General features: G+C 72.5%; 18 protein-coding genes and 1 pseudogene. 6 read left to right on the top strand and 13 right to left on the bottom strand.

Annotated features, from left to right (window positions below; translation table 11 throughout):
* Positions 1 to 126: 126 nt before the first annotated feature.
* Entirely contained in the window at positions 127 to 285 is a 159-nt protein-coding gene (locus tag B5P21_RS17230; protein ID WP_246865335.1) for a hypothetical protein, read from the top strand.
* An 8-nt stretch (positions 286 to 293) separates the two neighbouring features.
* Here B5P21_RS17230 and B5P21_RS17610 read toward each other — a convergent pair.
* Positions 294 to 2,435, bottom strand: a pseudogene (locus B5P21_RS17610) (Ig-like domain-containing protein); the annotation flags it as partial.
* A 16-nt stretch (positions 2,436 to 2,451) separates the two neighbouring features.
* Here B5P21_RS17610 and B5P21_RS17205 point away from each other — a divergent pair.
* On the top strand, positions 2,452 to 3,432 hold the full coding sequence (locus tag B5P21_RS17205) for a hypothetical protein (RefSeq protein WP_246865332.1): 981 nt from the start codon (positions 2,452 to 2,454) through the stop codon (positions 3,430 to 3,432).
* Between the two features lie 100 nt (positions 3,433 to 3,532).
* Here the strand turns inward: B5P21_RS17205 and B5P21_RS06105 are convergent, their stop codons facing one another.
* The 5 genes from B5P21_RS06105 to B5P21_RS06085 all read right to left on the bottom strand — a co-directional run bounded on the left by B5P21_RS06105 (position 3,533) and on the right by B5P21_RS06085 (position 9,592).
* A complete protein-coding gene (locus tag B5P21_RS06105) occupies positions 3,533 to 5,095 on the bottom strand; it encodes a serine/threonine-protein kinase (RefSeq protein ID WP_094170916.1) in 1,563 nt (520 codons plus the stop codon).
* Between the two features lie 157 nt (positions 5,096 to 5,252).
* Positions 5,253 to 6,593: a citrate synthase gene (locus B5P21_RS06100; protein ID WP_236688680.1), complete on the bottom strand. Its 1,341-nt coding sequence runs from the start codon at positions 6,591 to 6,593 to the stop codon at positions 5,253 to 5,255.
* 161 nt (positions 6,594 to 6,754) lie between these two features.
* Positions 6,755 to 7,867: a succinyldiaminopimelate transaminase gene (gene dapC / locus B5P21_RS06095; protein ID WP_045528704.1), complete on the bottom strand. Its 1,113-nt coding sequence runs from the start codon at positions 7,865 to 7,867 to the stop codon at positions 6,755 to 6,757.
* Between the two features lie 5 nt (positions 7,868 to 7,872).
* The gene (fdxA, locus tag B5P21_RS06090; RefSeq protein WP_045528705.1) at positions 7,873 to 8,193 is read right to left on the bottom strand and encodes a ferredoxin; all 321 of its coding nucleotides are present in this window, start codon (positions 8,191 to 8,193) and stop codon (positions 7,873 to 7,875) included.
* A gap of 40 nt (positions 8,194 to 8,233) precedes the next feature.
* On the bottom strand, positions 8,234 to 9,592 hold the full coding sequence (locus B5P21_RS06085; RefSeq protein WP_094170915.1) for a PIG-L family deacetylase: 1,359 nt from the start codon (positions 9,590 to 9,592) through the stop codon (positions 8,234 to 8,236).
* A gap of 178 nt (positions 9,593 to 9,770) precedes the next feature.
* On the opposite strand from B5P21_RS06085, the gene efeU reads away from it, so the two are divergent.
* From efeU to efeB, 3 genes are all read left to right on the top strand, one after another.
* A complete protein-coding gene (gene efeU, locus B5P21_RS06080) occupies positions 9,771 to 10,655 on the top strand; it encodes an iron uptake transporter permease EfeU (RefSeq protein ID WP_045528707.1) in 885 nt (294 codons plus the stop codon).
* A 73-nt stretch (positions 10,656 to 10,728) separates the two neighbouring features.
* The gene (gene efeO, locus B5P21_RS06075; protein ID WP_094170914.1) at positions 10,729 to 11,940 is read left to right on the top strand and encodes an iron uptake system protein EfeO; all 1,212 of its coding nucleotides are present in this window, start codon (positions 10,729 to 10,731) and stop codon (positions 11,938 to 11,940) included.
* Positions 11,940 to 13,277, top strand: coding sequence for an iron uptake transporter deferrochelatase/peroxidase subunit (gene efeB / locus B5P21_RS06070; protein ID WP_172457235.1), 1,338 nt, complete (start codon positions 11,940 to 11,942; stop codon positions 13,275 to 13,277). Before efeO ends, efeB begins: the two co-directional genes overlap by 1 nt.
* Before the next feature lie 40 nt (positions 13,278 to 13,317).
* Here the strand turns inward: efeB and B5P21_RS06065 are convergent, their stop codons facing one another.
* The 4 genes from B5P21_RS06065 to B5P21_RS06050 form a co-directional block, all read right to left on the bottom strand.
* Positions 13,318 to 13,779 carry a hypothetical protein gene (locus B5P21_RS06065; protein WP_236688681.1) on the bottom strand — a complete coding sequence of 154 codons (462 nt, stop codon included), beginning with the start codon at positions 13,777 to 13,779 and terminating at the stop codon, positions 13,318 to 13,320.
* Between the two features lie 54 nt (positions 13,780 to 13,833).
* The gene (gene typA / locus B5P21_RS06060) at positions 13,834 to 15,741 is read right to left on the bottom strand and encodes a translational GTPase TypA (protein WP_012038869.1); all 1,908 of its coding nucleotides are present in this window, start codon (positions 15,739 to 15,741) and stop codon (positions 13,834 to 13,836) included.
* 114 nt (positions 15,742 to 15,855) lie between these two features.
* Positions 15,856 to 17,709, bottom strand: coding sequence for an ABC transporter family substrate-binding protein (locus B5P21_RS06055; protein ID WP_094170913.1), 1,854 nt, complete (start codon positions 17,707 to 17,709; stop codon positions 15,856 to 15,858).
* A gap of 98 nt (positions 17,710 to 17,807) precedes the next feature.
* A complete protein-coding gene (locus B5P21_RS06050) occupies positions 17,808 to 19,499 on the bottom strand; it encodes an ABC transporter ATP-binding protein (RefSeq protein ID WP_094170912.1) in 1,692 nt (563 codons plus the stop codon).
* 71 nt (positions 19,500 to 19,570) lie between these two features.
* On the opposite strand from B5P21_RS06050, the gene B5P21_RS06045 reads away from it, so the two are divergent.
* Positions 19,571 to 20,176: a PH domain-containing protein gene (locus tag B5P21_RS06045; RefSeq protein WP_094170911.1), complete on the top strand. Its 606-nt coding sequence runs from the start codon at positions 19,571 to 19,573 to the stop codon at positions 20,174 to 20,176.
* A gap of 53 nt (positions 20,177 to 20,229) precedes the next feature.
* Here B5P21_RS06045 and B5P21_RS06040 read toward each other — a convergent pair whose 3' ends face one another.
* The 3 genes from B5P21_RS06040 to B5P21_RS06030 all read right to left on the bottom strand — a co-directional run bounded on the left by B5P21_RS06040 (position 20,230) and on the right by B5P21_RS06030 (position 24,964).
* Positions 20,230 to 21,405 (bottom strand): ABC transporter permease, encoded by a 1,176-nt coding sequence (locus tag B5P21_RS06040; RefSeq protein WP_236688682.1) that lies wholly within the window; start codon positions 21,403 to 21,405, stop codon positions 20,230 to 20,232.
* Positions 21,406 to 21,423: 18 nt separating this feature from the next.
* A complete protein-coding gene (locus B5P21_RS06035; RefSeq protein WP_094170910.1) occupies positions 21,424 to 22,950 on the bottom strand; it encodes an ABC transporter permease in 1,527 nt (508 codons plus the stop codon).
* Positions 22,951 to 23,128: 178 nt separating this feature from the next.
* Complete coding sequence (locus B5P21_RS06030; protein ID WP_094170909.1) at positions 23,129 to 24,964, bottom strand: ABC transporter family substrate-binding protein; 1,836 nt, start codon at positions 24,962 to 24,964, stop codon at positions 23,129 to 23,131.
* Positions 24,965 to 25,162: the final 198 nt, after the last annotated feature.

Genomic DNA, 25,162 nt, shown 5'->3' with positions numbered 1-25,162 from the left:
ACGATGCGGCGCTCGTCGCCCACCTCGACGCGGATCCGGCCGTCGGGCGTCACGCGCGCCACGTCCTCGTAGCCCGCGCCGACGGCGAGCACGAGCGACGACGCGTCGCCCTCCGCGGAGAAGACGTTGCGCATCACGTCGACGTCGACGCTCGACCGGTCGAGCACGTCGGACAGCTGGAGCACCGTGTCGCGCGCGATCGGGCGGGTAGGCAGCGCGGCGGGATCCACGATCACGGTGAGGAACGCCTCGTCGCTGCCGCCGCGGGCGTTCCGCACGCCGTAGACGAAGCCGTAGCGGCCCGCCTGCTCGGGCGCGACGACGCGCACGGTGTCGCCGTCGAGCCCCGCGACGAGCCCCTCGGCCTGCGGCTGCACCGACACGAGCTCGAGCGCCCCGCCGTCCGGATCCGTGTCGTTGGCGAGCACCTGCACGCGGAGCACGCGGCCGGGCCGCACGGTCACGGTGTCGGCGGTCGCGACGGGGTTCCTGGCGCCCGCGACGCGCGTGCTGATGCCCACGCGGATCGTGCCGGTCGCCCGCGCGCCCAGCCCGTCGACCACGGCGTACGCGAACGCGTCGGTGCCGGTGGAGTAGTCGCCCGCCTGGTAGTCGATCCAGTCCGGCCCGACCTCGACGACCTGGCCCTTCTCGGGACCGGTGTCCTGCCCGAGGAGCCGCACCGAGTCGCCGTCGGGGTCGATGCCGGTGAGCGGCACGGGGATCCGCACGGTCTCGCCCGCGAGCACGCGCGCGGTGAGCGGGCGCGGCACGGGCGCCGCGTTGGTCGCCACGTCGGCCTCGCGCACGGAGACCGTGAGGGTCGCGGTCGCCCACTGGCCGTCGGGCGCGACGGCGCGGTAGACGGCCGTGTAGTCGCCCGTGCGGTCGGGCGCGAGGTAGCGGAGGCGGTCCTCGCTCGCGACGAGCAGGCCCGCGCCCTCGGGGAGCGGATCCACGAGCACGGGGTCGAGGCGCAGCCGGTCGCCGTCGGGCTGCTCGTCGTTGGCGAGCACGGGGATGTCCACGGCGTCGCCCACGCGCACGGCCACGCGGTCGTCGGTCGCGACGGGCGGCTGGCGCACGGCGGGCTCGGGCACCTCGATCACGGTGATCACGCCGGTCGCCTCGGCGACGCCGTTGCTCACGCGGTACGCGACGTCGACGGGCCCGTCGAGCGGCCGCGTCAGGCTGATCCGCACGAGCCGCTGCCCGACGACCTCCGCGCGCACGCCCACCGCGTCCCCGGGCGAGACCGCGTCGGTGATCACGAGCACGCCGCCCGCGGGGTCGAAGTCGGTCTGGAGCACGTCCACGTCCACGTCCTGGGCCTGCAGGGCGCGCACGAACACGGTGTGCGGCACGGTCACGGGCCGGCCGTCGGACGCGGGGGCGCCGCGCACCTCGACCCGCACCACGCCCGTGGCGGCGGTCCGCCCGTCGGTCACCGTGTACTCGACGAGGTGCGTGCCCGCCTGGCCGCCCTCGAGCCGGAAGGTGCTGGCCTCGAGGTCCGGCGTGATCTGCAGCCCGGCCCGCGCGGGCACGGCCGCCAGCCGGATCGCGCCGCTCCCGCCGCGCGCGTGCGTGAGCGGCTCCACGGTGATCTCGCGCCCGAGCGACGCCTGCACGACGAACCCCTCGGCCACGAGTGGCACATCCCCGGCGCGGCGCACCGTGACGACCAGCTCGCCCGAGCCCTCCTCGCGCCCGTCGGACACCTGCAGCGCGACCGTGCGGGTGTCGCCGCCGGCCCCGGCGTCCGTGTAGACCACGCGGCCCTCGGGCTTCCAGCTGACGGCGTCGGGAGCGGCGACGCTCGCGCGCGTGAGGTACATCGGATCCCCGTCGGGGTCGTACCAGCCGCCCAGCACGTCGGTCTGCAGCCGGTCGCCCTCCGCGACGGCGCCGGTCGCGGGCCGCACCTGCACGGGCGGCGCGTTCGCGTCGGGTGCGCGGACGGCCACGCGCACGTCGGCGGTGGCGGTGCCGCCGCGCCCGTCGCTCACGACGTAGGAGAACCGCACCGTGCCGGTCGCGCCCGCGGCGAGCGCGAGCTGGAGGCCCTGTCCCTCGTCCACGATGTCGACCGCGCCGACCTCGGCGTCCACGGGCGTGACGGAGTCGATCACGAGCACGTCGCCGTTCGGGTCGTGGTCGTTGAGGAGCACGGGCAGCGCGGTGGTGCGGCCGGGCCGCGCCCCGAGGTCGTCGTCGACCGCGACGGGCGGCTGCTGCACGCGGTCGGTCTCGGGCGGGGTGTCCGCGGTGTTCTGCTCGACGACGGTGTCGGAGCGGTCGCGGTCGATGAGGTCCGACCAATTGTCGATGAGGCCCGCGTCGCGCTGCACGGCCCAGGCGGTGCCGCCGCGCGTGTCGTTGAGCACCACGCGCGCGCCGTCGACCACGAAGCGCAGGGCGGCCTGCTGCGGCATGGATCCGATGCCGCTCGTGGCGCCCGCCGCCGTGCGCCGGGCGTCCTGCTCGCCCTCGCCCGCCATGGCCGCCGGGGCGAGGCAGCGCTGCCAGCCGGATCCGTCGGTCCAGCCCGCGTACTCGCAGCCGGCGACGCGGACGGGACGCGCGGGCTCCCCGCGCGCGTCGCCGCTCACGACGACCGGGTCCCCGCCCGCGACGGGCACCTCGACGAGCCCGCCCGAGTGGGCGACGAGCACGCCGCTGCCGCCCGACGACGCGCGCTGGAGGCCGACGCGCGCGTCGGCGGCGACGGATCCGGCGAGGTCGACCGTCCGCCCGTCGACGAGGAGGGCGCGCGCGTCGGCGTCGTACAGCGCCCAGTGGCCGTCGACGGAGGTGAGCGCGAGGCGCTGCCCGGCGGGACGGCCCGGATCCCCCGCCTGCACGGTCTCGCCGGCGAGGGCGGCCGCGGGGTCGGCGGGCGCGTCGGCCGCCTCCGCCACGGGCGCGCCGACGGGGCCGACGTCCACCGTCGCCCGCACGGTGTCGTCCGTGTCGGCCTGGATGCGCGACAGCGTCCCCGTCGCGGCCGAGTACACGAGGAGCGTGCCGTCGTCGCCCATCGACGCGACGGCGTCGGCCCCGAGGATCAGCGTGGGCGCGCTCGCGGCGTCGAACGCCGAGAGGCCGGCGACCGGCACGAGCCACAGCTGGCCGGTCGCCGGCACGAGGATCGCGGCGCGGGATCCCGCCAGCATGACCTCGGCGCCCGCGGGCAGCGGCGCGGTGTCGACCACCTCGCTCGTCGCGTCGTCGACCACGTCGAGGCGCGAGCTGCCGCGGTCGGCGAGCAGCACGGTGGATCCGGCCTGCAGCACGTCGATGTCCTCGCTGCGGGAGTCGACGACGCTGTCGAGCTCGAGCACGGCCGTGTTGGCGCGGCCGATCGCCTGCTGCGCGGAGTTGACGACCCACACGGATCCGTCGTCGAGGTCGACGCGCTGCGCCTGGTAGCCGTCCGACACGAGCGCGAAGCCCGTGAGGAGCGCGAGCACGACGGCCCCGCCGGTGACGGTCGTCGCGGCCTGGCGGTGGCGGCGGATCCACTCGCGGATCATCGCGGGAGCTCCGCGCACTTCTCGGTCGACGCGTCCCCGGCGATGCCGTCGCGTGTGACGGTGACGCGGATGCAGGCCCGCTCGCCCGCGCCCGCGGCGTCCGACGCGCCGGCCGTCACGCGGAAGGTCGTGTCGCGCTGCGTGCTCGGCAGCCCGCCGTCGCGGACCACCTGGTACGCGTCGTCAGGGCCGAGCCCGGGGTCGCCCCAGGAGAACAGGACGCCGTCGGCGGTCGCGGACGCCCGGATCTCGCCCACCACCGGGATGTCGCGCGCCGCGGTGCCGCCCGACCCGCCGAGCAGCACGCCCACGGTCACGCTCGCGACGACCGCGCCGGCCGCCGCCGCCGCGATCGCGACGCGGTGCCGGGCGAAGAACGCGCGCCGGCGGGCGACGGCGGGTCGGGCCGGGGTGCTCGCGCCGACGGGACCGGATCCCGACCGGCCGAGGGAGGTGGACGCGGATCCCGCGCGCACCGGCTCGGACGCGGTCGTCGGCGCGCCGGGACGCGCGGCCCCGGCCGCCGGGCGCGCGGCCGCCGGCGGCGCCTTCCGCCGGGCACGCCGCAGGCCACCCGCGCCGCCTCGCCCGCCCGGCCCGGTCGTCCCCGGATCCACCTGCGCGATGCCGCGCACGCGCGTCGGGTCGTCGTCCTCGTCGACGGCGGCCGCCACGGCCGACGCCCACTCCTCGCTCGCGACCTCGAGCGGCGTCTGCGCGAGCCGCAGCTCCGCCTCCACCGCCTGGAGCTCGCGCACGAACGCGAGCGCCGACTCGGGCCGGGCCGACGGCTGCCGGGACATCGCGCGGCGCAGCACCAGCTCGAGCCGCTCGGGCACGTCGGCGCGCCCGGTCGGCAGGGGCCGCGCCTTCTGGATCCGGGCCACGAGGTCCGCCGGCGCGTTCTGCCCGCCGGGCACCTCGAACGGGCTGCGGCCGGCGAGCAGCGAGTACACGGTCGCCGCGAGCGACCACACCTCGCTCCGCACGGTGCCGGGGCTCTCGTCGGCGAGCACCTCGGGCGCCGACCACGGGATGGAGAGGCCCACGGCGTCGGTCGCGGCCGCGTCCTCGAGCGTCGAGGCGATGCCGAAGTCGCTGAGCACGGGGTGCCCGAACGCGGTCGTGAGGATGTTCGCGGGCTTGATGTCGCGGTGCAGCACGCCCGCGCGGTGCGCGGTCTCCACGGCGCTCGCGATGCGGATCCCCACGCGCAGCACCTGCGCGACGCCCAGCGGCTCGCGCCGGTACCGGTCGCTGAGGCTCGACGAGCACAGCTCCATCACGAGGTACGGGCGGCCGTCGGCGGCGACGGACGCCTGGTGCACCGTCAGCACGGACGGGTGGGCGCTGAGCTGCGCCATGAGGTCGGCCTCGGCGCGGAACATCGCGCGCAGGCGGTCGGTGACGATCTCGGCCAGCATCACCTTCACGGCGACCTGGCGGCGCGGCATGTCCTGCTCGTAGAGGAACACGTCGGCGAAGCCCCCGGAACCGAGGACCGTCACGTACGTGAACCCCGGCAGCACCGGCGGGGCGGACGGCAGGCGTCTGGCCATGGCCCCCTCTTCGGGTCGGGACCGACGGCAGGGGCTGTTGCGGGCGGCGGATGGATCTCTCGCTGTGAGACGAGTCTAGGTCGCCGATCCGCGCGGGTACACGGGTCGGCGGCCTCCGGGCGCCCCCTCTTCGGGAGCGGCGGCGATGCTCGCCGGGCTAGTCGCGCGGCGGCAGGTCGCGCGCGGGCTGGCCGATGTAGAGCTGCTGCGGACGGCCGATCTTCGTGGCCTGGTCCTCGTTCATCTCGCGCCAGTGCGCGATCCAGCCGGGCAGGCGCCCGATGGTGAACAGCGCCGTGAACATGCGCGTGGGGAAGCCCATCGCCTTGTAGATGACGCCCGTGTAGAAGTCCACGTTCGGGTAGAGCTTCCGCTCGATGAAGTAGTCGTCCGCGAGCGCGACCGCCTCGAGCTCCTTGGCGATGTCGAGCAGCGGGTCCTGGATCCCGAGGGCCGCGAGCACCTCGTCGGCGCTCTCCTTCACGAGGCGGGCGCGCGGGTCGAAGTTCTTGTAGACGCGGTGCCCGAAGCCCATGAGGCGGACGCCGTCCTCCTTGTTCTTCACGCGCTCGACGTAGCGGTCGACGCCCTCGCCGGAGTCGCGGATGCGGCCGAGCATGGCGAGCACGGCCTCGTTCGCGCCGCCGTGCAGCGGGCCGAAGAGCGCGCCGATGCCGGCCGAGACGGAGGAGAACATGTTCGCCTCGGTGGATCCGACGAGCCGCACGGTCGACGTCGACGCGTTCTGCTCGTGGTCCTCGTGCAGGATCAGCAGGCGCTCGAGCGCGCGGCTGACGACGGGATCGACCTCGTAGCGTTCCGCGTTGTTGCCGAAGTTCAGGCGGAGGAAGTTGTCGACGAAGGACAGCGAGTTGTCCGGGTAGAGGAACGCCTGGCCGAGGCTCTTCTTGTGCGCGTACGCCGCGATGACCGGCAGCTTCGCCAGCAGGCGCAGCGTCGAGATCTCGACCTGCTCGGGGTCGTGCACGCTCAGCGAGTCCTCGTAGTAGGTCGAGAGCGCGGAGACCGCGCTCGACAGCACCGACATGGGGTGCGCGTTGGTCGGCAGCGCCCGGAAGAGGCCCTTGAAGTCCTCGTGCAGGAGCGTGTGGCGGCGGATGTCGTCCTCGAACCCCGCGAGCTCGTCGCTCGTGGGGAGCTCGCCGTGGATGAGGAGCCACGCCACCTCGAGGTAGCTCGACTGGCGCGCGAGCTGCTCGATCGGGTAGCCGCGGTAGCGGAGGATCCCCTGCTCGCCGTCGATGTAGGTGATGGCCGAGCGGGTCGACGCGGTGTTGACGAAGCCGTTGTCGAGCGTCGTGAGGCCCGTCTTCTTCGTGAGCGCCGAGATGTCGATGCTGGACGCGCCCTCGACCGCGGGGAGGATGGGGAATTCCACCCGACCCCCCGGGTACGTCAGGGTCGCCGTGGGCTTCTGGTCCGCCTGGGGCACGTCCGCCTTCGGCCGGTCGTCCGCCTGCTGCCCGCCATCGGTCACGGCGCCTCCTCGAGTCTGGGTGGATGGCCCGGAGGGGATGCGCGCCGCCGGGCGCTCGTGGCGCCGTCGCGGCGTCGGGATCCGAGCCGACTACAGCCTAAAGGGCCGACCGGGACACTGTCGCCTCCGCCAGCATCCGGCCGGATCCGTTGGAGGTCGTGCTACGCGGTGGAGGAGGCGCGGAGCCGAGACGCCGCCGCCTGGATCCGCTCGTCCGTCGCCGTGAGCGACAGGCGCACGTGCGCGGGCGAGGCGTCGCCGTAGAACGGGCCGGGACCCGCGAGGATGCCGAGGTCGGCGAGCTCCGCGATGCCCTCCCACGCGTCCTGCCCGCGGGTCGCCCAGAGGTAGAGGCCGGCCTCGCTGCGGTCGATGCGCCAGCCCGCGTCCTCGAGCGCGGGGCGCAGCGTCTGGCGGCGGGCGCGGTACAGCTCGCGCTGGGCGCGCACGTGCGCGTCGTCGCCGAGCGCCACCGTCATGGCGTGCTGGAGCGGCGCGGGCGGGAGGAGCCCCGCGTGCTTGCGGACGCGGATCAGCCGGGCGATGAGCTCCCGGTCGCCCGCGACGAGCGCGGCCCGGTACCCCGCGAGGTTCGACTGCTTGCTGAGCGAGTAGAGCGCGAGGACGCCCGCGTGGTCGTCGCCGACGACGCGCGCGTCGAGGATCGAGGGCGTCGGGCCCGAGGCCCACTCCCCCTCCCAGCCGAGCTCGGCGTAGCACTCGTCGCTCGCGATCACGGCGCCGAGCTCCCGCGCCCGGGCGATGGCGGCGCGCAGCTCGTCGACCCCGAGCACGCGGCCGTCCGGGTTGCCCGGCGAGTTCAGCCAGACGAGGCGGGTGTGCGCGGGCCAGTCGGCCGGGTCGTCCGCGGGCACCGACTCGGCGCCCGCGAGGGCCGCGCCGATCGCGTAGGTCGGGTAGGAGACGGTCGGATGCACGACCGCGTCGCCCTCGCCGAGGCCCAGCATGAACGGCAGCCAGGCCACCATCTCCTTGGACCCGATGGTCGGCAGCACCTGGTCGGTGCCGAGGGTCGCGTTCCGGCGCCGCGCGTGCCAGTCGACCATCGCCTGCCGGAGCTCGGGCGTGCCGACCGTGGTCGGGTACGCGTGCGCGTCGGTCGCCCAGGCGAGCGCGTCGCGGATGAGCGGCGGCGTCGGATCCACGGGCGATCCGATGCTGAGGTCGACGATCCCGTCGGGGTGCCGCCCGGCCCGCTCGGCGTAGGGGGCCATCTGGTCCCAGGGGTAGTCGGGGAGCTCGCCGAGGGCCACGAGCGTCAGCCGTTCTGGAGCGGGAGCGCCGCGATGACGGGGTGGTCGCCCGCGGTGACGCCGACCTTGGTCGCGCCGCCGGGCGATCCCATCTCGGCGAAGAACTCGACGTTGGCCGTGTAGTAGTCCGACCACTTCTCGGGCAGGTCGTCTTCGTAGTAGATCGCCTCGACCGGGCACACCGGCTCGCAGGCGCCGCAGTCGACGCACTCGTCGGGGTGGATGTAGAGGGAGCGCTCGCCCTCGTAGATGCAGTCCACCGGGCACTCGTCGATGCAGGCGCGGTCCTTCACGTCGACACAGGGCAGGGCGATGACGTAGGTCACTTCGGGCGGGTCCTTCCGGGAGCGGTGCGGCCCGACGAGTCTACGCGGCGCGCGAACCCGTCCCGGCCGGGGCCGGGGCGGCGGATCCCGCGGCGTCGGCGGCATCGGGGCGCGCGGCGGCGCCGGACGCGCGCGCGGAGAGCCGCGGCCACACGACGACCGCCGCGACGAGGATCGCGGGCGCGGTCGCCCACACCTGGCTCATCGCGTCGGCGGGGAACAGCACGGATCCGCTCGGCCCGCGCGTGCCGAGAACTGCCACGGCCGCGACCACGCCGAGCCCGAGGCAGAGGGCGTGCAGCCGGTCGACGAGGAGCAGGCGGAACGCCACCAGGAGGCACGCGAGCGTCGCGAGCGCGAGCACGAGGCCGACCGGCAGCGCGATCCCGCCGACCGGCAGCGTCGCGCGGTGCGCGGCCGTGCCGACCGCGCCCACCAGCAGGCCGAGCGCGAGCGACGCGACCGCCGTGCCCACGCGCTGCGCGCCGCGCGGGGGCCGCGGCGTCCCGTCGTCCGGCGCGGCGCCGACCGGCCGGTGGAGCCGGAACAGCTCGACGGCCGCGATGGGCTCGCCGATCCCGTGCGAGAGCGCGAACTGGTCGCCGTCGACGACGACCTGCGTGCGGTGGGACGCGATGGCCCGGGTCTTCGCGTCGAGCGCCTCCGCGACGTCGACCGCGACGTCCACCGCGTCGTCGGGCAGCACGAGCATGCCGGCCGGCCGCGGATCCGGCGCGGGGAACCGGCCGCGCGCCGCCACGAGCTCATGGGCCCGGCCGGCCGAGGACTCCGTCGTGGTGATGAGGTACGCGGGGATCCCCGCCTCCTCGGCCGCCCAGGTCGCGATGACGTGCGTGCGCTTGTGGTCCGGGTGGCCGTAGCCGCCGTGGTCGTCGTAGGTGACGACGCTCGTGGCGTCGACGTCGGCGATGACCGCGAGCACGTCGCGCGCCTCGTCGGCCTCGTCGCCCGCGCACAGCGAGTCGGGATCCAGCGGCCGCAGCGCCACGGGCACGCCGTCGTCGCCCCACTCCATGCCCGAGTCGACGTAGCGGCGCGCGTCGAGGCCGCGCCAGCGCGCGTCGGGATCGCCGAGGAAGCGGTGGTCGGTGACGCCGAGGGCCGCCATGGCGTCGGCCAGCTCGGTCTCGCGGTGGTCGGCGAGCGCGCGCAAGTCGCCCTCGAGGTGCCGGAGCTCCTCGGGGATCACGTCGCCGCGCTCCCCGCGCGTGCACGTGAGGACGGTGACGGGCACGCCGTCGCGCACGAGCTTCGCGATGGTGCCGCCCGTGACGATGCTCTCGTCGTCGGGGTGGGCGTGCACCAACACGACGTGCTCGCGCTCGGGACGGGCGGTGCGGGCGGCCCGATCGGGGCGTCGGGACGTACCGATGGTCATCCGGCGATCCTAGCCGCGGGCCGCGGGCCGCTCCCTGGGCGCTCCCCCGGGACGATCGACTGGACGCGCTCCCGCCTCCGCGCTACTGTGCACCAGGTAAGGCAAGCCTCACCTACATTTCCCCATCATCAGCAATAGGGCGCGTCCCGTCGCGCCCTCCGCCCGGAGAGTCGCACGCGTGTTCGCGAACTACCTGATCGGCCTGCGCGAGGGCCTCGAGGCCGCCCTGGTCGTGACCATCCTCATCGCCTACGTCGTCAAGATCGGCCGCCGCGACGTGCTCGGCCGGCTCTGGCTCGGCGTCGGGCTCGCGGTCCTCCTCGCCCTGTCCGTCGGCGCGATCCTCACCTACGGCGCCTACGGCCTCACGTTCGAGGCGCAGGAGGCCATCGGCGGATCCCTCTCCATCGTCGCCACGGGCCTCGTCACCTGGATGGTGTTCTGGATGCTCCGCACCGCGAAGGACATGCGCTCCGAGCTGCAGGGCGCCGTCGACCGGGCGATCGCGGGCGCCGCGTGGGGCCTCGTCGCCGTCGCCTTCCTCGCCGTCGGCCGCGAGGGGATCGAGACGGCCCTGTTCCTCTGGTCGGCCGTGCAGGCCACGGGCGCCACCACCATGCCGCTCGTCGGCGCGGGCCTCGGGCTCGTCACCGCGGTCGCGCTCGGGTGGCTCGTCTACCGCGGGGTGCTCCGCATCGACCTCGCGCGCTTCTTCACCTGGACGGGCGCGCTCCTCATCGTCGTCGCCGGCGGCGTGCTCGCGTACGGCGTGCACGACCTGCAGGAGGCGGGGATCCTGCCCGGCATCGGCGCGCTCGCGTTCGACGTGTCCGGCGCCGTCCCGCCCGGATCCTGGTACGGCACGCTCCTCAAGGGCACCGTCAACTTCTCCCCCGCCACCACGTGGCTCGAGGCGATCACGTGGGTGCTGTACGTCGTGCCGACGCTCGCGACCTACCTGACGCTCGCGCGGCGCGGCCGGCGGGCACGTCCGGCACCCGACGCCCCCGCTGCTCCCGTCGCCGACCCGGCCCGCGTCGCCGACGCGACCGCCGCCCGCTGACCCGCCGATCCCCCGCTCCCCGCTCCCGCTCCATCCACCGCCCGGCACCGCCGGCCCGCTCCCCCGAGGACCCATGAAGCGCTCCCCCCTCCCCGCCGCCGCCCTGCTCGCGGGCGCCGCCCTCGCCCTCTCGGGCTGCGTCGCGAACGCCCCGACCGGATCCGCCGCCGACGGCGCCGCCTCCGCGGACCCCGGCGTCACGCAGCTCACGGTCGACAGCTCCGCCGACGCGTGCACCGTGTCCGCCGCGACCGCCCCCAGCGGCACGGTGTCGTTCCACGTCACGAACTCCACCGACCAGGTGACCGAGTTCTACCTGCTCGCGGAGGACGGCCTCCGCATCGTGGGCGAGGTCGAGAACGTGAGCCCCGGGATCGAGCGCGACCTCGTGGTCACCGCGCAGCCCGGCAGCTACTACACCGTCTGCAAGCCCGGCATGGTGGGCGACGGCGTGGGCCGCGCGCGCTTCACCGTCACGGGCGACCAGGTCGCGCTCGCGGGCGACGCCGCGCAGCAGGGCCAGGACGCGGCGGCCGCGTACCTCGCCTACGTCAAGGACCAGGTCGGCCGCCTCCTCCCCGCCACGCAGGAGTTCGCCGACGCGTACCTCGCGGACGACGACGACAAGGCCCGCGCGCTCTACCCCACGGCCCGCGCGTACTACGAGCGCGTCGAGCCCGTCGCGGAGTCGTTCGGCGACCTCGACCCGGAGATCGACTTCCGCGAGGCCGACGTCGAGCCCGGCACCGAGTGGACCGGGTGGCACCGGATCGAGAAGGACCTCTGGCAGCCCTCGCCCGACGCGAACGGCGGCGACGTCTACACGCCGCTCGGCGCCGCGGATCGCGCGCACTTCGCGCAGCAGCTGACCGCGGACACGCAGGAGCTCTACGACGCGGTGCACGCGGACGGCTTCTCGGTCGACATCTCCACGGTCTCCAACGGCGCGGTCGGCCTGATGGACGAGGTCGCCTCCGGCAAGATCACCGGCGAGGAGGAGATCTGGTCGCACACCGACCTCTGGGACTTCCAGGCCAACCTCGAGGGCGCGCGCGTCGCGTACGAGGGCGTCCGCGACATCGTCGCGCCCAAGGACCCGCAGCTCGTGGCCACGCTCGACGCCCAGTTCGCGTCCCTGGAGAAGGACCTCGCCGCGTACGGATCCCTCGAGAAGGGCTTCACGACCTACGACCGGCTCACCACCGACCAGGTCAAGGGCCTCGCGGACGGCGTGAACGCGCTCGCCGAGCCACTGTCGAAGCTCACCGGCGCGCTCGTCGGCTGATGACAGACCACGAGACCACGGTGGCCGCCGACACGGCCGCGGCCGACGCTCCCGCTCCGTTGGCGCCCGCCGGCATCTCCCGCCGCGGGATCCTCGGCCTCCTCGGCGCGGGCGCGCTCGGCGGCGGTCTGGTCGGCTCCGCGGGCGGCGTCATGACCGACCGCGCGTTCGCGGGCGCGCGCCAGTCCGCGGGCGGCGCGACCTACGCGTTCCACGGCGCGCACCAGGCGGGGATCACGACGCCCGCCCAGGATCGCCTGCACTTCGCCGCGTTCGACGTCGCCGACATCGACCGCGCCGGCCTCGTCTCGCTCCTCCAGGACTGGAGCGCCGCGGCCGCGCGCATGACGGCCGGCGGATCCGCGGGCGCGCTCGGCGCCGTCGACGGCCCGTACGACTCCCCGCCCGACGACACGGGCGAGGCGCTCGACCTGCCGCCCGCCGGCCTCACCATCACGTTCGGCCTCGGCCCGTCGCTGTTCACGAGCGCCGACGGCGTCGACCGCTTCGGCATCGCCGGCCGCCGTCCCGCCGCGCTCGTCGACCTGCCGCGCTTCCCGGGCGAGGCGCTCGTGCCGCAGGCCACGGGCGGCGACCTCTGCATCCAGGCGTGCAGCGACGACCCGCAGGTGGCCGTGCACGCGATCCGCAACCTCTCGCGCATCGCGTTCGGCCGCGCCTCCATCCGGTGGTCGCAGCTCGGCTTCGGCCGCACCTCGTCGACCAGCCGCGCGCAGGTCACGCCGCGGAACCTCTTCGGCTTCAAGGACGGCACCGCGAACGTCAAGTCGGAGGACACGCGCCAGGTCGACGACCATGTCTGGGCCGACGCCGGGTCCTCCCCCGCTGAGGCGTGGATGCAGGGCGGCTCGTATCTGGTGGCCCGCCGCATCCGCATGACCATCGAGACCTGGGACCGCTCGTCGCTCCGCGAGCAGGAGCGCGTGGTCGGCCGCACGAAGGGATCCGGCGCGCCCCTCAGCGGCGGCACCGAGATGACCGCGCCGGACTTCCACGCCACCGGCCGCGCGGGCGCGCCGCTCATCGACCCGGCCTCCCACGTGCGCCTCGCGCACCCGGACGCGAACGACGGCGCGGTGCTCCTCCGCCGCGGCTACAACTTCGTCGACGGCAACGACGAGCTGGGGCGCCTGAACGCGGGCCTGTTCTTCCTCGCGTTCCAGCGGGATCCGCGCACGCAGTTCATCCCCATCCAGCGGAGCCTCGCCCGCGACGCGATGAACGAGTACCTGCGCCATGTGGGCAGCGGGATCTGGGCGGTGCCGCCGGGAGCCTCGCGCGACGGCTACGTCGGGGAGACGCTCTTCGCGTCCTGACCTGGCGCGCGCCGGCGGGCGGGGCCCCGGGCCGCCGGCCTCAGCCCGCGGGCAGCACGACGTACGTGGCGACCGGGGATCCGAGATCCGCCGAGACCGTGACGATGACGGAGTACGCGTCGGTCGTGAACCGCCCGTAGCCGCTCTGCGCGTCGCTCGCGACCTCGCTCGACGCGTAGCCGGCGGCCTCGAGCCGCGCCTGCGCGTCCGCGAACCCGCCCTCGACGTCCGGCACGGCGACCTGCGCCACCCAGCCGGCGTCCTCCGGGGCGGCTCCCCCGCCGAGCAGCTTGCCCTCGGCGAAGGGCACGGCGTCCGACGGGAACGAGGGCGGGACGTGGCCGTCCGTGGACACCTGCACCTTGCCGAGCGTGTCGCCGATCACGTCCTCGACGCTGTGCCTGACCTGCTTCGCGCCCTCGTGGGCGGCGTCGCGGACGACCTCGCCGACCTGGCTGCATCCGGCGAGCACGAGGCCCGGGACGAGGACGAGCCCGGCCACCAGCCCCCTCCTGCGGAGGGACCGGGCGGACGGGCTCGTCGGGGTCATGCTGCGCTACGCGTTCTGCTTCTTCAATCGCGACGTCTTGCGCTGTCGGGCGTTGGCGTCGAGCTCGACCTTGCGGATCCGCACGAACTCGGGCGTGACCTCCACGCACTCGTCCTCGCGGGCGAACTCGAGGCACTCCTCGAGCGTGAGCCGCCGCGAGGGCGTCATGCGCTCGAAGGAGTCGGAGGTGGACTGACGCATGTTGGTCAGCTGCTTCTCCTTGGTGATGTTCACGTCCATGTCGTCGGCGCGCGAGTTCTCGCCGACGACCATGCCCTCGTAGACCTCCTGGGTCGGCTCCACGAAGAACGACATGCGCTCCTGCAGGGCCACCATGGCGAACGGGGTGGCCACGCCGGCGCGGTCGGCGACGATCGAGCCGTTGACGCGGGTCGTGATCTCGCCCGCCCACTGCTCGTAGCCGTGTGACACGGCGTTGGCGATGCCCGCGCCGCGCGTGATGGTGAGGAACTCCGTGCGGAAGCCGATGAGGCCGCGCGACGGGACGACGAACTCCATGCGGACCCAGCCGGTGCCGTGGTTCGCCATGCCCTCCATGCGGCCCTTGCGGGCGGCGAGGAGCTGCGTGATCGCGCCGAGGTACTCCTCGGGCGAGTCGATGGTGAGGTGCTCGAAGGGCTCGTGCACCTTGCCGTCGACCTGCTTGACGACCACCTGCGGCTTGCCGACGGTGAGCTCGAAGCCCTCTCGGCGCATCTGCTCCACGAGGATCGCGAGCGCGAGCTCGCCGCGGCCCTGGATCTCCCAGGCGTCCGGGCGGCCGATGTCGACCAGCTTGATGGACACGTTTCCGATGAGCTCGCGGTCGAGGCGGTCCTTGACCATGCGGGCGGTGAGCTTGTGGCCCTTGACCTTGCCGATGAGCGGGCTGGTGTTGGTGCCGATGGTCATCGAGATGGCCGGGTCGTCCACCGTGATGGTGGGCAGCGGGCGGACGTCGTCCGGGTCGGCGAGCGTCTCGCCGATGGTGATGTCCTCGATGCCGGCGACGGCGACGATGTCGCCGGGGCCCGCGGACTCGGTCGGGAAGCGGTCGAGCGCCTTCGTGATGAGGAGCTCGGTGATCTTCACGTTCTTGACGGAGCCGTCGTGCTTGACCCAGGCGACCTGCTGGCCCTTCTTGAGCGTGCCGTTGAAGACGCGCAGGAGGGCGAGGCGGCCGAGGAACGGCGACGCGTCGAGGTTGGTGACGTGGGCCTGCAGCGGGTGCTGGTCGTCGTAGGTGGGCGCCGGGACGTGGTCGAGGATCGCCTTGAAGAGGGGCTCGAGGTCGTCGTTGTCCGGCAGCGTGCCGTTCTCCGGCTTGTTGGCGCTCGCGGCGCCGTTGCGGCCGGACGCGTAGACGACGGGCACGTCGAGGATCGCGTCGAGGTCGAGGTCCGGGTGCTCGTCCGACATGTCGGAGGCGAGGCCGAGGAGGAGGTCCTGGCTCTCGGCCACGACCTCGTCGATGCGCGCGTCGGGGCGGTCGGTCTTGTTGACCAGCAGGATCACGGGCAGCTTCGCCTCGAGCGCCTTGCGGAGCACGAAGCGCGTCTGGGGCAGCGGGCCCTCGGACGCGTCGACGAGGAGCACGACGCCGTCGACCATGGACAGGCCGCGCTCGACCTCGCCGCCGAAGTCGGCGTGGCCCGGGGTGTCGATCACGTTGATGACGATGGGCGACCCGTCGGCGTGCTTCCCGTTGTAGAGCACCGCGGTGTTCTTCGCGAGGATCGTGATGCCCTTCTCGCGCTCGAGGTCGTTCGAGTCCATCATCCGGTCCTCGCCCTCGAAGTGGGCGTCGAACGAGTTCGTCTGCTTGAGCATGGCGTCGACCAGGGTCGTCTTGCCGTGGTCCACGTGGGCCACGATGGCCACATTGCGGAGGTCGTTGCGCGCGACTAGCGCCATAGTGCTGTCCTTCAGTGGAGAGGGTGCCGGCCTTGTCATCAAGGGAGGAGGGCGAAGAGCCGCCGTCTGCTATTCCCAGCGACCTACAGCCTACCGTGCCGATGCAAGCCGGGCTCAGGGAGCGTCGGGAGACAGGGTCCAGCGCCAGGCGTCGTCGAGGATCCCGGCCTGGTGCGGCGACACCTGCACGCCGCCGACGGTGTCCCGCATGGCCGCGAGCGCGGGCAGCTGGTAGAGCGGGAGGCCGGCGCGGTCGCCGTACATGCGGCGGTCCAGGCGCAGGAGCAGCTCGTCGCGCGCGTCCGCGTCCTCGGTGCTGCTGAGCGAGGCGAAGAGGGACGCGACGTCGGGGTCGACCGTCGCCTGGCCGTCGCGGGCGTCGGCGCGGGCCTCGTGCGCGGCGCGGATCCCGGCGACGGACGGGTACGCGTCCTCCGAGGAGAGGAGCGCGACGTCGTAGGCGCCCGGCTGGTCGAGCACGCTCTCCCACTGCGGCGTCGAGCAGTCCGTGACGACGAAGCCGGCCTTCTCGGCGGAGTCGCGGATGGCGTCGAACGCGGCCACGCGGCGCGGGTCGGCGGGGTCGAAGAGGACGCAGACCTCGGGGGCCGTGCGGCCGACCGAGGCGAGCAGCTGCCGCGCCTCGTCGAGGTCGACGTCGTCGAACCGGCTGGACCCGTTGGCGCGCACCTGGTCGGCGTACCCGTCCGCACCCGGCGCGAGCACGAAGGAGTCGCGCGTCGCGGCGTCGGGATCCGCCGGGAGCGCCGCCGCGCGCACGATCGCGTCGCGCGGGACGGTGGAGAGGAAGGCGGTGCGGACCGCGACGTCCGACATGGCGGGGTTCCGCGCGCCGAGGGTCTGCAGGTCGACCCGCTCCCAGGTCTCGGAGGATCCCCGGACCACGTCCACGCCGTCCGTCCCCGCCAGCGCGTCGGCCACCTCGGCGTCGGCGTGGGGCGCGATGACGTCCACGTCGCCCGCCTGCAGCGCGGCGACGGCGGCGTCCGGGTCCGCGATCGTGGACACGACGATGCGCTCGACCGACGGCCGGTGCAGACCCGTGTAGAAGCGGTTGGCGCGCAGCGTGATGGAGGTGCCCGGGTCGATCGACTCGATGGCGTACGGGCCCGAGCCCACGGCGCGATCCGGATGCGCGGCGATCTCCGCGACGCCGAACCCGCGGTTCCACGCGTCGGAGATGGGCGAGAGGAGGTCGGGCTCGCGATCCTGCACGGCGTCCACGAGGGTCTGCTTCGCGCGGCCCGGGCTCGACATGTCGAGCGCGAGCTGCACCACGGCGTGCGCGGGCAGGCCCACCTCGAACGCGAGGCGCCAATCCGGCGTGTACTCGTCGAAGACCATGGTGATCGAGCGGCCGCCGTCCCCGATCTCGGGCGTCCGGGTGACGTGCGTCAGCGCCTCGTCGGCTGCGGCGTCGAAGAAGACGGTCTGCTCGGGCAGCGGCCCTGTGTAGCCGCCCGTCGTCTCGTCGACGTATCCGGACGGGTCGAACCCGGGGGTGTCGAGCGCGCCGGATCCGGCGGCCCAGGCGAGCAGGAGGTCGGCCGCGTCGACGGGCTCGCCGTCGGACCAGCGGACGCCCTCCGCGACGGTGTACTCCACGGTGAAGGGGTCGCGCGAGACGACCCTCGCGGATCCGTACCCCGGGTCGGCGGCGACCGTGCCGTCGGCGGAGACCTCGGAGAACCGCGAGTTCGTGGCGTGCACGATCTCCTCGTTTCCGGGGGTGCCGCCCGTGCGCGAGGCCGCGTTGTAGGACGTGAAGGAGGTGGGGACCGCGGCGCGGATCTGCGTGTCGGCGACCATGCCGGTGGTCGGCGAGCACGCGGCGAGGCCGGCGACGAGCGCCAGCGCGACGGCGGCGGAGGCACCGCGGACGGCCCGGCGGATCCCTCGCGGGCGCCCGGCTCGTACGGCCCCGGGGCCTCGCGTGTCGCTGTCCATCGCCGTCGATCCTACGCGAGCGGCACGACGAGGCCCGCCGCCCGCGCGCCCCCGCGAGGGGGTGCGTCGGACGGCGGGCCGGGTAGTGCGGGCGTGGATCAGGCCGCGGGCGGCTGCTGGTCGCGCAGCGCCTCGCGGAGCTCGCGGCGCTCCTTCTGCTGGTCGGGATCCGGCAGCGGCACCGCGGCGATGAGCTTCTGCGTGTACGGGTGCTGCGGGTTCCGGAGGATCGACTCGGTCGGCCCCTGCTCGACGATCTTGCCGTGGTTCATCACGACGATGCGGTCGGCGAGGAGGTCGACCACCGCGAGGTCGTGGCTGACGAACAGGCACGCGAACTGGAGCTCCTTCTGGATCTCCTGCAGCAGCTGGAGCACGCGGGCCTGCACCGACACGTCGAGCGCCGAGGTGGGCTCGTCGGCGACGAGCACCTTGGGCCGGAGCGCGAGCGCCCGGGCGATGCCGACGCGCTGGCGCTGGCCGCCGGAGAGCTCGTTCGGGTAGCGGTTGCGGAAGCTGCGCGGCAGCTCCACCTGCTCGAGGAGCTCCTCCACCCGGTCGCTCTGCTGCTTCTTCGAGAACTGCCCCGAGAGCTCGAGCGGCTCGCCGATGCTCTGGCCGATGGGCCAGCGCGGGTTGAGCGAGGAGCCCGGATCCTGGAACACGATGCCGATCTCGCGGCGCACGGCCCGGAGGTCCTTGGCCGAGATGCCGGTCATGCGGCGGCCCGCGACCATGAGCTCGCCCCCCGCGACGGGCAGGAGGCCGACCGCGGCGCGCGCGATGGTGGTCTTGCCGGATCCCGACTCGCCCACGACTCCGACGACCTCGCCGGGGTGGATGTCGAACGACGCGCCCGTGACCGCCCGGAACGCCGGCACGCGACCGAGCTTCGGGTAGTCGATGTCCACCTCCTTGAGGGAGATGGCGGGCTCGGTCGTGCGCTCGACGACCTCGACCTGCGACGCCTCGCCCGTGCCGAGGAGCGGCACCGACGCGAGCAGCTGCTTCGTGTACGGGTCCTTCGGCGACTGGAAGATCTCGCGCACCGAGCCGCGCTCGACGATGCGGCCGCTCTTCATCACGATGACGTTGGTCGCGAGGTCGGCGACCACGCCCATGTCGTGCGTGATGATCACGATCGCGCTGTTGAGGCGCTGGTGGAGCTTGCGCAGCAGGTCGAGGATCTCGGCCTGGATCGTCACGTCGAGCGCCGTCGTGGGCTCGTCCGCGATGAGCATGTCGGGGTCGCACGACAGCGACTGCGCGATCATGGCGCGCTGGCGCTGGCCGCCCGACAGCTGGTGCGGGTAGGAGTCGAACGCCTTCTCGGGATTCGGTATCTCGACGAGCTTGAGCAGCTCGAGCGCGCGCACCTTGGCGGCCGACGGGATGATCGAGTTGTGGACGCGCAGGGCCTCCACGATCTGGAAGCCCACCGTGTAGACGGGGTTGAGCGCCGTCATGGGCTCCTGGAAGATCACGGCGATGTCGTTGCCGCGCGCCTTCCGCAGGGTGGCCTGGTCGGCGCCGACCATCTCGACGCCCTTGAGCTTCGCGCTCCCCCGGACCCGGCCGTTCTTGGGCAGCAGGCCGAGCAGCGACATGGAGCTGACGGACTTGCCGGAGCCGGACTCGCCGACGATCGCGAGAACCTCGCCCGGGTTGACCCTGTAGTCGAGGTCGACGGCCGCGGGGATCCACTCGTCGCCGACCCAGAAGTCGACGCCGAGGCCGGAGACCTCGAGGATGGGGACGATCTCGTCCGACCCGTTCGCGTGAGCGATCATGCTGCGGCCTCCTGGCTGCTGGAAGTGGGGGTGTCGAGGGGCGTCCACGCGGGCCGTGGGACGATGTGGCCATGGATCAGCCCGTCGTCATCCGCCCGTCGTTCGGTCGCCTGCTGACCGTGATCGTCTCGGCGATCGCGGTCCTGGTGCTCGTGAGCACCGTGGTCGGCGGTCGGGCCGACCTCCTGCCGACGGCGGTGTGGGGCCCCGTCATGCTGGCCTACGCGTCGTGGCTCGTCTTCTGGCACCCGCGGGTGCGCATCGCCACCGAGGGCGTCGAGATCCGCAACGTCTTCCGCACGCACGACATCTCGTGGCCCGCGATCCGCGAGGTCGACACCAAGTGGGCCCTCAACATCACGACCGCGCACGAGCGCGTCACGGCGTGGGCCGCTCCCGCGCCCGGCCGATGCTCCAACGCCTACATCACCACGAAGGAGGAGAAGATCCAGCCCTACCTCAGCGCCATGATGCAGGACGCGCGCCGCGGCGACCTGCCCCGCACCGACTCGGGCGACGCGGCCACGGTGATCCGCCTGCGCCTCGCCGACCTCCGCGAGGCGGGCCACCTGGGCGGTCCGGTCGAGGAGGAGGGCCGGCGCGTGCGCACGCACTGGGCGGAGATCGCCGTGCTCGCGGTGCTCGTCGTGGCCACGGTGCTGACCGGCCTGCTCTGAGAGCGGGCCGGTGGCCCGACCGCGGCTGAGCGGACGGGCCGTCACGGCGACCGTCACCGGCCGTCCGTACTCTCGGGCGCCTGTCCGTCGGCGGGACCATCAGCCTGCGCGTCTGGACGCGCCGACCCGACGGGCGGCGGGACGCGGACGCCCTCGGCACCGGAGCCGGTCGTCGGGCCCTGCTCGCGGCGGGTGCGACCGGTGAGCATCGCGAACATCTGCTTGTAGGGACCCTGTCCGCCCGGCATGCGCCGCTGGCGCGGGTCGAACGCGTCGCGCAGGCCGTCGCCGATGAAGTTGATCGTCAGCGCGATGATGATGATGAATAGGCCGGGGAACCAGAAGAGCCACGGCCGGGTCGCGAACGCACCCTGGTACTCGTTGATGATCTGGCCGAGCGACACGTCGGGCTTCTTGATGCCGAAGCCGAGGAAGGACAGCGCCGCTTCGAGCAGGATGGCCGCGCTCATGAGCAGCGTCGTCGACACGATGACCACGCCGATGGCGTTCGGCAGGATGTGCCGGAACACGATTCGGCTGTTCGACGCCCCGGCGACGCGGGCCGCGTCGACGAACTCGCGCTCGCGGAGGCTGAGGAACTCGCCTCGCACCAGGCGGGCGAGGCTCGGCCAGCCGACCACGCCGAGGACTAGTCCGAGCACGGCCGCCCCTAGGCTCCCGAAGGTCTGCCCGAGCACCGCTGCGATGACGATGACCGGGATCACGATGATGAGGTCGGTGAAGCGCATGAGCAGAGAGTCGATGCGACCGCGGAAGAAGCCCGCGACGGCGCCGATGACGATGCCGATGAACGCGGCGATGATGCCGTACAGCACCATCACGACGATCGACTGCTGCGTGCCGCGCATGACGCGGGCGAAGATGTCGCGCCCGATCTCGTCCTGGCCGAAGGGGTGCGTGCCGAACTGGAACGGCAGCTCCCACGTGGGGTTGCCACCGTCGACGATGGGCGCGACGTCCTCGTAGTTCCACATCCACCAGCCGGGGATGCGGACGCCGAAGAACTGGATGCCGACGGACGAGTAGACGAGGGTCGCCATGAGCAGCAGGATGACGACCGAGGTCATGGCGCCCTTGTGGCGGAGGAAGCGGCGGCGGACCACGGTGCCCTGGCTGAGCCCCTCCACCTCGCGCTGCTCGATCGTCAGCTCGGAGTTGCCGCCTTCGGGGAGGCTCGGGTCGTTGTGGGGGTCGTTGGGATTCCCCATCAGTGCGTTGGACATGTGTCAGCTCACCCGGATTCGAGGATCGAGGACCGAGTACAGGATGTCGGCCAGCATGTTGAAGATGACGGTCAGGATGCTCGTGATCAGGATGAACCCCATCAGCGGGTTGAGGTCGGTCTTGTTCAGGGCGTCCTGGAACACGGAGCCCATGCCCTTCCACGCGAAGATCGTCTCCGTGATCACCGCGCCGCCGATGAGGCCGCCCACGTCGAACGCGATGACGGTGGCGACGGGGATCATGGCGTTGCGGAACGCGTGGCGCATGATCACGGTGCGCTCGGTGAGGCCCTTGGCCCGCGCGGTGCGCACGTAGTCCTGGTTCATGACCTCGAGGAGGCTGGCCCGCGAGTAGCGCGAGTAGCTCGCGAGGGAGATGAGGAGGATCGCGATGGTCGGCAGCAGGAGGTGGGTGTAGCTGTCGAGCATGCCCTGCCACACGGATCCGTTGAGACCCGGCGTCACGGCGCCCACGGTGGCGATGGGGCGGCCGCGGGTGTTGGTCACGTAGTCCGGCCACACCTGCATGACGCGGTCGACGATGATCAGCAGCGCGACGAGACCACCCGTGATGCCGGCGCCGCGGGCGACGATCGGCTTGTCGTTCTGGCCGACGACGTAGCCGACGACCACACCGACGACGACGAAGGCGACGATGAGCACGATGGTGATCCACCAAGGGGCGGAGACCGTGAGCACGTACTGCAACGGATACCAGAGCGCGGCGCCGATGACCGCCATGGCGAGCGCCGAGTAGAGGGCGCGCCGGTTGCGCAACCCCGTCGAGAGCGACGTGATGAGCACCGCGACCAGTGCGCCGAGCGCGGCGATGAGGAGGATGCCGAGGCCCGGACGCGTGAACCAGTCCGTGGCGAGCAGGTAGATGAGCACGACAGCGGTGATGACCACGGCGGAGCCGAAGACGATGAGTCGCGGCTTCGGGTCGCCGCCGATGATGCTCATCCAGACGAAGCCCGACACGAGCGACAGCACCACGATCATGATCGGCGGTATCGACGGGTTCACGAGGAAGTCGTTGAAGCCGATGGCGACGTACTGCTTGAGCAGCACGGCGACGAAGAAGATCGGCAGCGAGAAGACGAGGAACGACGCGAAGGTGACCGTGTAGTCGTAGCCGCTGTACTGGCGGAGCGCGGTCGTCATGCCGATCGAGACGCCGATGAGCACGGCGATGATCGTGGCGATCGTCACCAGCTGGATCGTCTGCCCGGCGGCGTTGGCGATGATCTCGTTGACCTCGCGACCGTCGATGGCCCTGCCGAGGTCGATCTGACCGACGAAGACCTTGAACACCCCACCGAGCCAGATGAAGTAGCGCAGCGGCGACGGGACGTCGAGGTCGAGCATGTCGACTCTGGCGGCGATGAGGGCGTCACGGTTGGGCGACGGGTTCTCGCGCAGATCCACCAGGGGATCACCGGAGTTGGCCGCCAGGTTGTAGATGATGAAGCTGGCGCCCAGGAGGACGAAGAACGACGCGACGAGACGTCTCAAGACGAAGGTAAGCACAGGGCGACGACGTCCCTTTCTGTGTTCGGCCAGGGCTCATGACCCGGCCCGACGAGAGCATACGCGGCCGGATCCGCGGATCACGAATCGGCAACGGACATGGAGAGGGTGCCGAGGCCAGAAGACCTCGGCACCCTCGCACCCTCCCGTTCAGGGGACGGCGCTCACTGCTGTCGCGCTACTGCGCGGCTGCCTGGGCCGGAGCCCACTCCCAGTAGTTCCAGAACCAGTTGGGCGACAGGAACGCGGGCTTGACGCCCGACACGGTGTCGCTCCAGGCGGTGAGTCCCGGGAACTGGTAGATCGGCGTCGTCCAGCCCTGCTGCTGGATCAGGGTCTCGGCCTGGGTGACGATCTCGAGCTGCTTGTCCTTGTCCGTCTCCGTGTCCAGCTGCTTGAACAGCGAGTCGATCTCGGGGTTCGACCAGCCGTAGTAGTTGTTGATGCCGCCGGTCTGGTAGTTCGGGCCGGACTCGCCGACACCGAGGCTCACCGACTGCCACCCGAAGAGGGCGATGTCGTACGAACCCGTCTTGCTGGAGAGGTCGGCGCCCCACGTCGCGCTGTTCACGTCGATGAGGTTGAAGCCGGCCAGGGCGGCCGACTGGCGCATGAGCTCGAACTCCTGCTGGCGGCGCGTGTTGCCCTGGCCGTAGATGACGCGGGCGTCGATCGGGCCGGAGACGCCGGCCTGGGCGAGGAGCGCCTTGGCGCCGTCGATGTCGACCGCCTGGTCCTTGTAGCCGTTCTTCTCGACGGATGCCTCGTACTCCGGCGTGCCGGGCACGTAGACGTTCGAGTTGCGGAGCTCCGCATCCGACTGGAGGGGCTTGATCAGCTTGTCGAGGATCTCCTCGCGCGGCAGCGTCTTGAAGAACGCCTGGCGGACGAGCTTGGCCTTGTCGGCGTCGCCGCCGTACTTCGCGGGGTCGAACGGGCCGCCGTTGGTGACCTGGAGGTCGACGTGCTCGTACGTGCCCTCGGCCTGGCCCTTGTACTCGATGCCGCTGAGTCCCTGGACCTGCTGGAGGAGGTCGGCCGTGGGCTGGCCGGACGCGATCTGGACCTCGCCGTTGGAGAGGGCCTGGATCTGCGCCTGCGGGTCCGCGATGAAGCGGACCGTGATCTTCTCGTACTTCGGCTTCTTGGAGCCGGTGTACTCCTTGTTGGCGGTCAGTGTGACGTACTGGTCGGCCTTGAGGTCGGTGATCGTGTAGGCGCCGTCGCCCAGGGTCTTCTGCGGCTCCGTCGGCATGTCCGAGTAGCGGTAGCCGTCGTTCCAGACCTTGGAGACCGGGGCGAGGACCTTGGGGTCCTTGTCCTGGATCGCCGTGATGAGCTTCTTCTTGGCGTCCTCGGGCGAGAGGTTCTCGTCGGGGAACGCGAGCTGCGTGGTGCCGTGCGCGGAGACGCCGACGCCGTTGCCGGTCGCGATCTCCCAGTCCACGTAGGGCTGGTCGTACGTGTAGGTGAGGCTGCGGCCGTCGTCGCCGATCTCGGGGGTCTTGGTGACCAGGCCGAGGCGGGTGTCCTTGACGGCGCCCGAGTTGAAGAAGACCTGGTCGTCGCCGGTGGTGACCGTGCCGTCCTCGTTCGCCTTCACGTCCTCGGTCGTGTTCACGTTCGTCGTGTTCGCGGCCCAGTTGAGCAGCATGTCCGCGGCGTCGACCGGAGTGCCGTCGCTCCACTTGACGCCCTCGTTGATCGTGAACTTCACGACGAGCGGGTCGTCGGAGATCTTCTCGTACGTGCCGAAGTCGGTGTTCTTGACGAGGGACGGGCCGTCGTCGTAGTAGTTGAAGGACTGGTTCGTCAGGTACACGATGTTCGTGTTGGCGCTGGCGTTGCCGGTGGCCGAACCGTTGTTGTACTCGAGGAACGGGTCGTTCCAGGCCACGGTGATCTCAGTGCCGGCGATGACCTCGGACTCCTGGGCGGGCGCAGAGCAGCCGCTGAGAACGAGGGCACCGGAGACGATGACGGCACCAGCCGCTGCGAGGCGTCTGATTTTCAAGGTTCCTCCTGTGCATGGGAATGGCGCGGACCCACCGTGCGTGCGGTCGACCGCGCAGATAAGAATGACCCTAGGTACGGCTGGGAGTCTTTGCAAAAACTGGGCCCAAACGTTACACACCGGTAACGCGGACGCGCGGATCCATGCGTCGCGGTCCGGATCCGTGCATATGGACGGTCGGGATCGCGCGTTCCTGCT

The organism is Clavibacter michiganensis subsp. insidiosus, from assembly GCF_002240565.1.
Taxonomy (GTDB): Bacteria; Actinomycetota; Actinomycetes; order Actinomycetales; family Microbacteriaceae; genus Clavibacter; species Clavibacter insidiosus.
Note: the sequence above shows the minus strand (reverse complement) of the source record. Positions and strands in the feature narration are given on the sequence as shown.

What these genes read in the sequence shown, in the direction of transcription:
- B5P21_RS06105 (WP_094170916.1), bottom strand. Translation starts at nt 5,095, where the DNA reads ATGGCCAGACGCCTGCCGTCCGCCCCGCCGGTGCTGCCGGGGTTCACG.
- B5P21_RS06085 (WP_094170915.1), bottom strand. Translation starts at nt 9,592, where the DNA reads ATGACCATCGGTACGTCCCGACGCCCCGATCGGGCCGCCCGCACCGCC.
- efeO (WP_094170914.1), top strand. Translation starts at nt 10,729, where the DNA reads ATGAAGCGCTCCCCCCTCCCCGCCGCCGCCCTGCTCGCGGGCGCCGCC.
- efeB (WP_172457235.1), top strand. Translation starts at nt 11,940, where the DNA reads ATGACAGACCACGAGACCACGGTGGCCGCCGACACGGCCGCGGCCGAC.
- typA (WP_012038869.1), bottom strand. Translation starts at nt 15,741, where the DNA reads ATGGCGCTAGTCGCGCGCAACGACCTCCGCAATGTGGCCATCGTGGCC.
- B5P21_RS06055 (WP_094170913.1), bottom strand. Translation starts at nt 17,709, where the DNA reads ATGGACAGCGACACGCGAGGCCCCGGGGCCGTACGAGCCGGGCGCCCG.
- B5P21_RS06050 (WP_094170912.1), bottom strand. Translation starts at nt 19,499, where the DNA reads ATGATCGCTCACGCGAACGGGTCGGACGAGATCGTCCCCATCCTCGAG.
- B5P21_RS06045 (WP_094170911.1), top strand. Translation starts at nt 19,571, where the DNA reads ATGGATCAGCCCGTCGTCATCCGCCCGTCGTTCGGTCGCCTGCTGACC.
- B5P21_RS06040 (WP_236688682.1), bottom strand. Translation starts at nt 21,405, where the DNA reads ATGGGGAATCCCAACGACCCCCACAACGACCCGAGCCTCCCCGAAGGC.